An 11810-nucleotide genomic window follows, 5' to 3' on the forward strand; every position below is an offset into this window, starting at 1 on the left:
TGGCCGGCGGATGGCTGGAAGACGGCGCCGTGTGCACCCGCACAGCCGCGGGTGCGGGCACCGGGAGCGGACACGGAGGCGGACGATGGACGAGGCAAGGGCGCGGGACGTACTGGCCGCGACGGGTGTGCTGCCCGGTGCGGTGGCTGACGCCTCGCTCCTCGCCCTGGGCGAGAACGCGGTGTTCGCCGCCGGCGACCTGGTGGTGAAGGTCGGCCGCGACGCCGAACTCCTCGACCGGGCCCGGCGTGAGCTGGAGATCGCCGGGTGGCTGGCGGAGGCGGGCGTCCCGGCCGTGCGGGCCGCCGAGCCGAAGGCGCGGCTCGTGGACGGCCACCCGGTGACGGTGTGGCACCGGCTGGCGGATCCGGTGCGGCCTGCCGAGCCGCGCGATCTGGCCGAACTCCTGCGGATCGTGCACGCACTGCCCGCTCCTCCCTTCGCGCTGCCGCCCCGCGAGCTGCTGGGCGGTGTGGAGCGCTGGCTGCGGCTCGCCGGCGACGCGATCGACCCCGTGGACGCGGCCTATCTGCGGGAGCGCCGGGACGGCTTCGCGGCGGCCGCGGCCGCGCTGACACCGCGGCTGGCTCCGGGGCCGATCCATGGGGACGCGCTGCCCCGCAATGTGCACGTCGGTCCGGACGGTCCGGTACTGGTCGACCTGGAGACCTTCTCGTCCGACCTGCGCGAGCACGACCTGGTGGTGATGGCGCTCTCCCGGGACCGGTACGGGTTGCCGGCCGAGGCCTACGACTCGTTCGTCGGGGCCTACGGGTGGGATGTGCGGGAGTGGCAGGGGTGCGGAGTGCTGCGCGGGGCCCGGGAAACGGCGAGCTGCGCGTGGGTCGCCCAACACGCGCCGAGCAACCCGAAGGCGCTGGCAGAGTTCGAGCGGCGGGTGACGTCGCTACGGGAGGGCGACGAGTCGGTGCGCTGGTATCCCTTCTGAGCACCAGCGGCCCGCAGGGGCGCGGGGAACTGCGCGCCCAGCCCCCACCGGCCCTCGGCAAACGAACTACGTAGCCGGCCCGGCACTCAGACGGCGTCGGCCAGCTCCCGCAGCGGCCACGCCCCGTCCACCACCGCGTCGGCCTCTCCCTTGCGGCGCAGAAAGTTCTGGAAGTCCGCAGCCCACTCCGCGTACCACTCCACCTGGCGCCGGTGCAGCTCCGCCGGCCCCAGCGCCGCGATCTTCGGGTGGCGCTCGGCTATGGCCCCGGCCAGGCGCGCCGCGGCCAGGGCGTCGGCCGACGCGTTGTGGGCGGCGGCGAGGGTGATGCCGTACTCGGCGCAGACCGCTTCGAGGTTGCGCTTGCCACGGCGGTAGCGGTCGACCCAGCGGTCGATGGTGTACGGGTCGATGACCGGCGCGGGGTCGAGGCCGCCGAGGCGGTCGGAGAGGGACGGCAGGCCGTGCCGGCGCAGCTCCGCGGAGAGCAGGGTGAGATCGAAGGTGGCGTTGTACGCGACGACCGGGACGCCTGTCTTCCAGTACCCGGTGAGCACGTCCGCGAGGGCGTCGGCGACCTGGTCGGCCGGGCGGCCCTCGGCCGCCGCCCGCTCGTTGCTGATGCCGTGCACGGCCACCGCGTCGGCCGGGATCTCCACGCCCGGATCCGCCAGCCATTCGCGGCGGCCCAGCTCCTGCCCGGCCCTGACCTCGATCACGGCGCCCGTGACGATGCGCGCCTCGCGCGGATCCGTACCCGTCGTCTCCAGATCGAAGCCGATCAGGAGCTCTTGGTGCCAGCCCATGGGCGGTCCCCCTTCTTGGTGGTGCTTTCCCCCAGTGGTCTCCACCCTCGCATGCGCCACTGACAATCAGAGGACCGCGTTCCGCTTACCGCCGCACCCACCTCAGGACACAGGGCGCGAATCCGCCCACGCCATTTCGAACTCCTCACGGTATGTCGGGAAGAGTCCCGCTTCCAGGACGTCGTCCGACTTGACCACCTTGTCGCCGTTGCGCAGGACCAGCACCGGCGACTCCATGCCCCGCGCCCCGCGCAGGTAGGACTGGACGATGGCGACACCGTCGGCGCCGTCGCCGTCGACCAGGTAGGCGGAGAAGCGGGGGGTGTCGTCGTAGACCTGGATCTCGAAGGCGCCCGGGTCGCGCAGCCGGGAGCGGACCCGGCGCATATGGAGGATGTTCATCTCGACCGAGCGGGAGAGTTCGCCCCGTTTCATCCCCAGTTCGCGCTCGCGGCGCTTGATCGCGCTGGAGGCGGGGTTGAGGAAGAGCAGCCGGACCCGGCAGCCGGTCTCGGCGAGCCGGACCAGGCGGCGGCCGGAGAAGTTCTGCACGAGCAGGTTGAGGCCGATGCCGATGGCGTCCAGCCGGCGGGCGCCGCCGAAGAGGTCCTCGGCCGGGAACTGGCGCATCAGCCGGACCCGGTCGGGGTGGACGGCGACGACGTCCGCGTAGCGGTCGCCGACCAGGTCCTCCACCGCGTCCACCGGCAGCCGGCGCGCGGAGGGCACGTCACCGCCCGCGCCAAGCATCTCCAGGAGCCGGGCGGAGGCCCGTTCGGCCTGGTTGAGGACGGCCTCGGAGAGCGCCCGGTTGCGGGAGACGACGTTGCGGGTCACCTCCAGCTCGTCGAGGGCGAGTTCGACGTCCCGGCGTTCGTCGAAGTACGGCTCGAAGCACGGCCAGTGCTGCACCATCAGCTCGCGCAGCTGCGGCAGCGTCAGGAAGCTGATCACGTTGTCGTCGGCAGGGTCCAGCAAGTAGCCCTTGCGGCGGCTGACTTCGCGGACCGCGACCGCCCGCTGGACCCACTCCTGACCGGCGGGCCCGGCCGCGGCGACCACCCACTCGTCGCCGTGGACGGGTTCGTAGATGGGCCGCAGCACGGCGGCCACGACCGTACGCAGCCGCTGCTCGACCAGGTTCAGCCAGATGTAGGCACGGCCGGCCCGCTGGGCGCGCGTACGCACCTCCAGCCAGGCGTCGGCGTCCCAGTCCAGCTCCGGTCCGATGGAGCCCGAGGCGTCCATCGGCCGGGCCAGGGACACCGCGCCGGGCGGGACGTCTGTGGAGTTCCCCTCGTGACCCTCGTCACCAGGGGGCAGCTCCAGGCCTCCCGAGCCCACCCGTGCACCGCCTTCCGCTCCCCCGAACCTTCCCCGTGCCAACGATCAAGGAAGGGTACTCCGGGAGCGGTCGGCGGTGCAGCAGGATGGACAGGTCGTTTCTCAACTACCGTTTCCGGGCTGTCCGTTCTGATCAGCGAGGGCGGCCGGAGTGAGCGGATTCATAGCGGTGACGTCCCGCGGGGCGATGGAGAAGCCCTGCCAGTGGACCGGCATGGGCTGCTGGTCCTCGTCGCGCGCGATGTGGTGGAAACCGACGTTCACCCAGACCACGGGGTTGGTGAGGGTCTGCCCGTTCACCCACTGGTCGACGGTCTTGGGGTGGCCGTTGGCGCAGCCCGGGTTGTTGCTGGCGAACAGCTCGCACTTGTCGTACTGGGTGAAGTAGACGTCGTGCTTGGTGAAACCGTGACCCAGGTACTTGTTGCTGGCGCCCGGCACGATCTCGTACGAACGGGCGTGCCCGTCCTTGTTCTTGCCGGCCGTGCTGACCACCCGCCACCACCGCATGTTCTTGTAGTCACCGGCGAGTTCCTTGGTGACGTCGGTGCGGGTGGTCTTGTTGCTGGGTGCCTCCTGGCCGTGCGCGGGCGCGCTGACCACCGAGTCGTACTGCTCGATGCGGCTCTTGGAGGAGCCGTCGAGGTCGAAGTCCAGCTTCCAGAAGACGTTGTGGCTGTGGCTGGTGGCGTAGGCGTGGGCGCCCTTGCCGATCGGCCAGCCGCGGCCGTCCCCGGCGTCGTAGTCGCCCGGCGAGAGGCTGCCGGTGGCACCGATGTTCATGTTGATCGTGCCGTCGTCCTGGAACCGCCACTCGGTCATGTACTCGTACCAGCCGACCTTGTTGACGGTGTAGACCAGCAGGTCCTTGCCCTGCGCCTGGTACACCTTGTTGCCGGTGTCGGCCTGCATCCGGTACGCGTGGCCGCGCGAACGGGTAGTGGTGCACAGGCCGTTGACGTTCGGGTGGGCCGGGTCCCAGGCGTCGGGGACCTTGACGGTCTTGATGGTGCCGCCGGGGCACTCGGCCGAGTCGAGCGGCACCAGGCCCTGGGCGAAGCCGAAGCCGGTCAGGTCGTCGTACTCGACGCTGCCGTCGTCGTAGGGGACGTCGATCTGGCCGAGGCGGGCGCTGGAGAGGACCTTGATGGGGGCCGACTCGCCCTTGGGCTGGTAGGAGATGTGCTCCAGGACCAGTCCGGCCTTGCTGTCGTAGCGCCAGCACATCCGCCAGGTGGTGCCGGTGGAGAGCTTCTGCTCGATCCGGTAGGCGGCGGAGCAGTCGGCGGCGGGCGCGGCGGCCTGCTTGGGCTGGGCGGCGGCGGGTCCGGCCGCGGTGGTCGCGCCGGCGGCCAGCGCGGCCACGGACAGGCCCACGGCGGCCGTCCGGCGGGCGCGGCGGATTCTGTTCGGGTGCATGACGAAGTGACTCCTCGTACGGGAGATGCAGTCGAAAAGGGGAAGGAGTTCGGGAAAGGCGAACGGGGCCGGCGGCTCAGCGGCCGAGCTTGACGACCTTGCGCGCGCTCAGGTCGACGATCAGGGAACGAGCGTCGATCCAGGGCCCGTTCTTGACCTTCGGGAAGAGCCGCACGCAACGGTGTTCGCCGCACTTGTCGAGCGCGGCCGGCTGGGCGCCCTCAGTGGCGCGGTAGACCGCGCTGTTGAGCAGCAGCTGCTGCTCCGGGGAGGTGAGTTCCTCACCCGTGGCGTCCTTGAAGTCCGCCTTCAGGCCTGCGCCGAGCGGGTCGGCGACGAGCAGCTGGAGCGCCTCGACGTTCTCGTCGTGGCTGAGCGGCGGCTGGACGCCCTGCCGGGTGGTGGTCTGCTCGACCTTGCCGGTGTCGAGATTGACCGTCCGGGTCACGAGGCTGTCGTCCCGGTAGTCGTAGAACGTCACGTCCGCGCGCCGTGGCGCGTTCGCGGCGTCCAGTTCGTTCGCGTTCGGCTCGGCCAGGTCGACGCTGATCCGCTGCGGGCCGCGCCGGCCCTCGACGTTCTCCCCGGCGTTGAACATCTGCTTGGTCAGAGCGAGTTGTTCGACGCGCTTGGTCTCGTCGTCGGTCAGCGGGTCGCTGCCCGTGCCCTTCTTCCCCTCGGCGGGCGCCTGTTCCACCACGCCCGGCTTGACGGCGTCCGTGCCCTGCCCCGCCTGCCGCGCGGCGACCGCGCCGGTCCCGTCGCTCCCTCCCGAGTCGTCCGCCCCCGCCGTGCCCGGCAGGGTGATCCCGACCATCACGGCGGTCCCCGCAACCGCCAAGCCCGCACCGGCCACCACTTTGCCCAGATGGCGATGCACTATCTTGCGCACATCTTCCCCCTACTCCCCCTTGGTCACAGGGAGTACGTGTTTGCCTCACTGGTTCGGCACACTTCGCCACATGGGCCGCTGTGTGCACTGGTCGCCGGGTAAGAGGGGCGTAAGTCACCAGGGGTTCCATTACTTTCGGGCAGACTCATGACCAAGGCGCCCCCGCGCGCAATGCACACCTGGAAGAGTCGACTTCATGCAGGTCTGGCCTGGAGAGGCATATCCGCTCGGTGCCACGTACGACGGCGCCGGGACCAACTTCGCGGTGTTCACGGAGACCGCGGACCGAGTGGAGCTGTGTCTGCTGCACGACGACGGCTCCGAGACGGCGGTGGAGCTGCGCGAGAGCGACGCCTTCGTCCGGCACGCGTACCTGCCGGGGGTGATGCCCGGGCAGCGCTACGGCTTCCGGGTGCACGGCCCGTACGACCCCGGACGCGGGCTGCGCTGCAACTCGGCGAAGCTGCTGCTCGACCCCTACGCGAAGGCGGTCAGCGGGTCGGTGCGCTGGGGCGAGGAGGTGTACGGCTACCACTTCGGCGACCCCGACCGGCGCAACGACCTCGACTCGGCCCCGCACACCATGACCTCGGTGGTGATCAACCCGTACTTCGACTGGGGCGACGACCGGCGGCCGCGCACCGAGTACCACCACACGGTGATCTACGAGGCCCACGTGAAGGGCCTGACCATGCGCCATCCGGGTCTGCCCGAGGAGCTGCGCGGCACCTACGCGGGTCTCGCGCACCCGGCCGTCATCGAACACCTGACGGAACTGGGCGTCACGGCGCTGGAGCTGATGCCGGTCCACCAGTTCGTGAACGACCACCGGCTGGTCGACATGGGCCTGAACAACTACTGGGGCTACAACACGATCGGTTTCTTCGCCCCGCACAACGCGTACGCCTCCTGGGGCGACCGCGGCCAGCAGGTCCTGGAGTTCAAGTCGGCGGTCCGGGCGCTGCACGAGGCCGGGATCGAGGTGATCCTGGACGTGGTCTACAACCACACCGCCGAGGGCAACCACCTGGGCCCGACGCTGTCCTTCCGCGGCCTGGACAACCCGTCGTACTACCGGCTGACCGACGACCCCCGCTACTACATGGACACCACCGGCACCGGGAACTCCCTGCTGATGCGGTCCCCGCACGTCCTCCAGATGATCATGGACTCACTGCGGTACTGGGTCACCGAGATGCACGTCGACGGCTTCCGCTTCGACCTCGCGGCGACGCTGGCCCGGCAGTTCCACGAGGTGGACCGGCTGTCTTCGTTCTTCGACCTGGTGCAGCAGGACCCGGTGGTCTCCCAGGTGAAGCTGATCGCCGAGCCCTGGGACGTGGGCGAGGGCGGCTACCAGGTGGGCAACTTCCCGCCGCTGTGGACCGAGTGGAACGGCAAGTACCGCGACACCGTGCGCGACCTGTGGCGCGGCGAGCCGCGCGCGCTCGCGGAGTTCGCGTCCCGGCTGACCGGCTCCTCCGACCTCTACCAGGACGACGGCCGCCGCCCGCTGGCCTCCATCAACTTCGTGACCTGCCACGACGGGTTCACCCTGCACGACCTCGTGTCCTACAACGACAAGCACAACGCGGCCAACGGCGAGGACAACCGGGACGGCGAGAGCCACAACCGCTCCTGGAACTGCGGGGTCGAGGGACACACCGACGACCCCGGGATCCTCGAACTGCGCGAGCGGCAGATGCGCAACTTCGTCGCCACCCTGATGCTCTCCCAGGGCGTCCCGATGATCGGCCACGGCGACGAGTTCGCGCGCACGCAGCAGGGCAACAACAACGTGTACTGCCAGGACAACGAGGTGTCCTGGGTGGACTGGCCGGCCCCCGAGGACGACAGCGGCCTGCTGGCCTTCACGCGCGCGATGGCGCGGCTGCGCAAGGAGCACCCGGTCTTCCGGCGCCGCCGCTTCTTCCACGGCCGTCCGGTGGAGGGCACCCACGACGAGCTCTCGGACATCGCCTGGTTCACTCCGGAGGGCCATGAGATGGCCCAGCAGGACTGGGGGTCGGCACAGGCGTCGGCGCTGACGGTGTTCCTCAACGGCAACGCGATCTCGGAACCGGGCACCCGCGGGGAGCGGATCGCCGACGACTCCTTCCTGCTGATGTTCAACGCCTCACCGGAACCCCTGGAGTTTCTGGTGCCGGTGAACCACGGCCGGCAGTGGGAGGTGGTGGTGGACACGGCCCGGGCCGAGGAGGTGCCGCCCGGTCCGAAGGTGGACGGGGGTGCACGACTGACGTTGGTGGGGCGGAGCCTGACCGTCCTGAAGAGGCCGGCGTAGGAATGGGCGCCCCGACGGGCTGTCGTACGGGTGGGGGCCGGTCGCGCCCACGCGGCGGAGCCGCGCATGGATACAGCCCCGCGCCCCTCGGGGCGCGGTTCCGCACCGGTTGACAGAGAAACCGACGGCGCGGGTACGTACGTCTCCATGACAGCTGAGCGAATCCCTGCCACCGTGCCGACAGCAACCTACCGCCTCCAGCTCCAGCCCGGCTTCCCCTTCTCGGCCGCCGAGGCCGCCGTGCCGTACCTCTCCTCGCTCGGCGTCTCCCACCTGCACCTCTCCCCCGTCCTGGAGGCCGTCCCGGGCTCCACGCACGGCTACGACGTCGTCGACCACGCGCGCGTGCGGGAGGAACTCGGCGGCGAGGAAGGGCTGCGCGCGCTCGCGCGTACCGCGCGGGAGCACGGTCTCGGGCTGGTCGTGGACATCGTGCCCAACCACATGGCCATGTCCCCCCGGCACAACCACGCCCTGTGGGAGGTCCTGCGGGAGGGCCCCGAGTCGCCGTACGCGCGCTGGTTCGACATCGACTGGGAGGCGCGGGGCGGGCAGCTGCTGGTGCCGGTGCTCGGCGGCCCGCTCGGCGAGGTCCTCGGGCAGCTCGTGGTCGACGGCGACGTGCTGCGCTACCACGAGCACGCCTTCCCGCTCCGGGAGGGCACCGCGGACCTGCCGCTGCCACAGCTGCTGGACGCCCAGTGGTACCGCCCGGTGTGGTGGCGGCTGGCCCGGACCGAGCTGAACTACCGGCGGTTCTTCAGCATCTCGGAGCTGATCGGGGTGCGGGTGGAGGACCCGGAGGTGTTCGAGGCCACCCACGCCAAGATCCTCCAGCTGCTGCGCGAGGGGGTGGTGGACGGGCTGCGTGTCGACCACCCCGACGGAGTCGCCGACCCCGACGGCTATCTCGCGCGGCTGCACGAGGCGACCGGCGGGCGCTGGACGGTCGTGGAGAAGATCCTGGCCGACGGCGAGCGGCTGCCAGCCGGCTGGCCGGTCGCGGGAACCACCGGGTACGACGCGCTGCGGCAGGTGGACGGCCTGTTCACGGATCCCGCGGGCGCCGATGAACTGCTCGGCCAGTACCGGCGGTTCGCGGCCCCGCAGACGGACCGGGGCGGCGACTGGGCGGCGACCGTACGGCGGGCGGCGTACAAGGTGCTCACGCACGAGCTGGCGGCCGAGACGGACCGGCTGACCCGGGCGGCCACGCGCGTGTGCGCGACCTCCGCGGACCCCGCGCTGCGCGACCGGGCGCCCTGGGCGCTGCGCATCGCGCTGGAGGAGCTGCTGGTGCGGATGCGGGTGTACCGGCCGTACGCTTCCGGTGACGCGGGCGCCGTGGTCACCGAGCGGGCCGCGCTGGAGGCGAGGTCGGCCTTCGTGGTGCCCGAGGAGGGCGGGGCGGTGGACGTGGTGCGCGGGCTGCTGCTGGCGGAGGACGACGGGCCCGGGCCCGCGGAGTTCCGGACGCGCTTCGCGCAGACCTCCTCGGCGCTGCGCGCCAAGTCCGTGGAGGACACGGCGTTCTACCGCTACGTGCCACTGCTGTCCGCGACCGAGGTGGGCGGTGATCCCGGCAGCCCGGGTGTCTCGCCCGACGACTTCCACGCGTACTGCGCGCGCGTGCAGCGCGACTGGCCGCTCTCCGGGACGGTGGTGACGACGCACGACACCAAGCGCAGCGCCGACGTCCGGGCGGCGCTGGCCGTGCTGACGGAGTGCCCGCAGCGGTGGGCGGACGTGCTGACCGAGGTGACCCGGGACGGGGCGGGCGTACCCGACGCGCAGCTGGCGTGGGCGGCCTGGCAGACGGTGTTCGGGCTCGGCCCGGCGGCCCCCGAGCGGGTGCAGGAGGCGCTGCTCAAGCATGTGCGGGAGGCCGGCCTGTACACGAGCTGGACGGAGCAGGAGCCGCCGTACGAGGAGGCGGTGGCCTCGTTCGTCGCGGCGGGGCCCTGCGGGGCGCCAGGAGAGCGCGTGGCGGCCTTCCGGGCCTCGCTGGGGCCGCAGGTCCGGGCGAACGTCCTCGGCACGGCTCTGGTCCATCTGACGATGCCGGGTGTGCCGGACGTCTACCAGGGCACGGAGGGCGAGTTCCGGGCGCTGGTGGACCCGGACAACCGGCGGCCGGTCTCCTTCCCGCCCGAGCACCCGGGCGAGAAGGACGCGGTGACGACGGCGGCGCTGCGGCTGCGGGCGCGGCGCCCGGGCGTCTTCGGCGATACGGCGACGTACGCGCCGCTGACGGCCGAGGGCCCGGCCGCCGCGCACTGTCTGGCGTTCGCACGCTCCGGGGCGGCGGTCACCGCGGTGACCCGGCTGTCGCTGCGGCTGGCCGCGGCGGGCGGCTGGCGGGACACGGTCCTGCCGCTGCCGCCCGGGCGGTGGGCGGACGTGCTGGCGCCGGAGCGGGAGTTCACGGGGCACGCGCGCGTGGCCGAGCTTTTCGAGCGGCTGCCGGTGGCGCTGCTGGAGCGGGTCGACGGCGGGGGCGACGAAGACGACGGGCACTGAGGGGGCTGAGGGGGCGTAAGGCACTACTGAGGACGCTGAGGGCACTCAAGGCACTGAAGGTCATATTCACTCGTACGGGTGAATATGAGGCCGGGGTGGGGGGTTGCCGAAACTCGTCGGGCGTCCGCCGCGTCCGTTAAGGCGCGCGGAGCCGTTCCGCGCCCCGTAATGGCTTCGCACCCCCGCCGGTGCCAACGGCCCTGCCGGCCGACGGCGCACGCACCTGGGCGCCCCCTGGAGCCTCCCCCGGGAGGTTCTTGACAGTTCACCTATGCCGTGCGGGACTGGGGAATGCGAAGCCGGGCGGACAAGTCGGGGGTGAGTCTCCTGCCGGAGCTGCGTTACCCCAGTGTTCCCGAACTGGTCGCGACCGCCCGGGCGTTGGCCGCTCACCGGCCCGGCCTGTGCACGTTGCGGCAGATCGGCGTCTCCCGCGCGGGCAGACCGCTGCACCTGCTGTCCGTGGGGCACGACCGGCGGGCGGTGCTGGTGGTCGCGGGCGCCCACGCCAACGAGCCGACCGGGGGCGGCACCCTCCAGGCGCTCGCCGAACGGGTGCTCATGGATCGGGACCTACGGGCGGAGACCTCCTGGCACTTCCTGCTGTGCGCGGACCCGGACGGGGCGAGCCTGCACGTCACCCCGGCACCGCGCAGCCTGCTCGACTACCACCACGGCTTCTACCGCCCGGCAGGTCCCGAACAGCCCGAGTGGTCGCCGTCGGTGCTGCCCCCGGACCGGCTGCCGCCCGAGACCCTGGCCCTGCTCGGGGTGATCGACGAGCTGCGCCCCTACCTCCAGGTGACCCTGCACGGCACGGATCTGGGCGGCAGCTGGGTGCAGTTGACGAAGGACGTGCCCGGGCTCGCCGAGCCGTTCGCCAAGTCCGCGGCGGAGCTGCACATCCCGGTGGAGACGGGCGCCTCGGACGCCGCGGGCTGGCCGGCCTCCGGTCCCGGGGTCCGGGTGATGCCGGGTCCGGGGTCAGGGGTGGCCTATCCGAGCCTGCCGGACGACGCACGGCACAGCACCTGGTACCACGCGCACCGCTACGGCGGCCTGACGGCGGTGGTCGAGGTGCCGATGTGGGCGAGCGACCTGGTCGACGACCCGGCGCCGCACCCGGCGCCGGCCGCGGCGATGCGGCGGCTGGCGGGGCGGCTGCTGCGGGACTCGCGGGAGGTGGAGCGGGTACTGACCGAGGCACTGCCCCGGCTGGACGGCCTCCTGGACGGGCCGCTGCTGCGGGCGGCCCGCTGGGCGCTGGGGCTGATCCCCGGGCTGGCCGAGGACTGGATCCGCCGGCCGCCGATCGACACCACGATGGCGTACGTCGGCAGCGTGGACGCCTTCGGGCGGCGGCTGCCGCTGCGGGCGGCGTCGATGCTGCTGCGGGTGCTGCGGGAGGCGGACGACCGTGCGGTGCCGCGGCTGGAAGAGCTGGTGGCCTCCTGGTGCGACGCCTACGGGGAGCGCTTCCAAGCCCGCTGGGTGCCGTTGGAGCGCCAGGTGGAGCATCAGTCCAGGACGGTGCTGGCGGCCGCGCAGCACGCCCGTGAGCGGGCGGCGTGAGGT

8 protein-coding genes are annotated in these 11810 nt (G+C 72.0%); 4 read left to right on the forward strand and 4 right to left on the reverse strand.

The window, feature by feature from the left end; translation table 11 throughout:
• The first annotated feature begins 85 nt into the window (after positions 1-85).
• Positions 86-949 (forward strand): aminoglycoside phosphotransferase family protein, encoded by an 864-nt coding sequence (locus tag ABZ642_RS02490; RefSeq protein ID WP_360475803.1) that lies wholly within the window; start codon positions 86-88, stop codon positions 947-949.
• Positions 950-1035: 86 nt separating this feature from the next.
• Here the strand turns inward: ABZ642_RS02490 and ABZ642_RS02495 are convergent, their stop codons facing one another.
• From ABZ642_RS02495 to ABZ642_RS02510, 4 genes are all read right to left on the reverse strand, one after another.
• Positions 1036-1755 (reverse strand): 3'-5' exonuclease, encoded by a 720-nt coding sequence (locus tag ABZ642_RS02495; protein ID WP_360475805.1) that lies wholly within the window; start codon positions 1753-1755, stop codon positions 1036-1038.
• 102 nt (positions 1756-1857) lie between these two features.
• Positions 1858-3099: an SAV2148 family HEPN domain-containing protein gene (locus tag ABZ642_RS02500; protein ID WP_360475808.1), complete on the reverse strand. Its 1242-nt coding sequence runs from the start codon at positions 3097-3099 to the stop codon at positions 1858-1860.
• A 102-nt stretch (positions 3100-3201) separates the two neighbouring features.
• On the reverse strand, positions 3202-4518 hold the full coding sequence (locus tag ABZ642_RS02505; RefSeq protein WP_360475811.1) for a copper amine oxidase: 1317 nt from the start codon (positions 4516-4518) through the stop codon (positions 3202-3204).
• Between the two features lie 76 nt (positions 4519-4594).
• A complete protein-coding gene (locus ABZ642_RS02510) occupies positions 4595-5410 on the reverse strand; it encodes a Tat pathway signal sequence domain protein (RefSeq protein ID WP_360475814.1) in 816 nt (271 codons plus the stop codon).
• A 196-nt stretch (positions 5411-5606) separates the two neighbouring features.
• On the opposite strand from ABZ642_RS02510, the gene glgX reads away from it, so the two are divergent.
• From glgX to ABZ642_RS02525, 3 genes are all read left to right on the forward strand, one after another.
• Positions 5607-7715: a glycogen debranching protein GlgX gene (glgX, locus tag ABZ642_RS02515; RefSeq protein ID WP_360475816.1), complete on the forward strand. Its 2109-nt coding sequence runs from the start codon at positions 5607-5609 to the stop codon at positions 7713-7715.
• Positions 7716-7862: 147 nt separating this feature from the next.
• Positions 7863-10235 carry a malto-oligosyltrehalose synthase gene (gene treY, locus ABZ642_RS02520; protein WP_360475819.1) on the forward strand — a complete coding sequence of 791 codons (2373 nt, stop codon included), beginning with the start codon at positions 7863-7865 and terminating at the stop codon, positions 10233-10235.
• Between the two features lie 318 nt (positions 10236-10553).
• On the forward strand, positions 10554-11807 hold the full coding sequence (locus ABZ642_RS02525) for a M14 family zinc carboxypeptidase (RefSeq protein WP_360475822.1): 1254 nt from the start codon (positions 10554-10556) through the stop codon (positions 11805-11807).
• Positions 11808-11810 lie beyond the last annotated feature (3 nt).

This window comes from Streptomyces sp. NPDC007157 (assembly GCF_040634235.1).
Lineage (GTDB): Bacteria > Actinomycetota > Actinomycetes > Streptomycetales > Streptomycetaceae > Streptomyces.

Bases quoted from the DNA above. Each gene is read 5' to 3' on its own strand.
- ABZ642_RS02490 (WP_360475803.1), top strand. From the start codon at position 86: ATGGACGAGGCAAGGGCGCGGGACGTACTGGCCGCGACGGGTGTGCTG.
- ABZ642_RS02495 (WP_360475805.1), bottom strand. From the start codon at position 1,755: ATGGGCTGGCACCAAGAGCTCCTGATCGGCTTCGATCTGGAGACGACG.
- ABZ642_RS02505 (WP_360475811.1), bottom strand. From the start codon at position 4,518: ATGCACCCGAACAGAATCCGCCGCGCCCGCCGGACGGCCGCCGTGGGC.
- treY (WP_360475819.1), top strand. From the start codon at position 7,863: ATGACAGCTGAGCGAATCCCTGCCACCGTGCCGACAGCAACCTACCGC.
- glgX (WP_360475816.1), top strand. From the start codon at position 5,607: ATGCAGGTCTGGCCTGGAGAGGCATATCCGCTCGGTGCCACGTACGAC.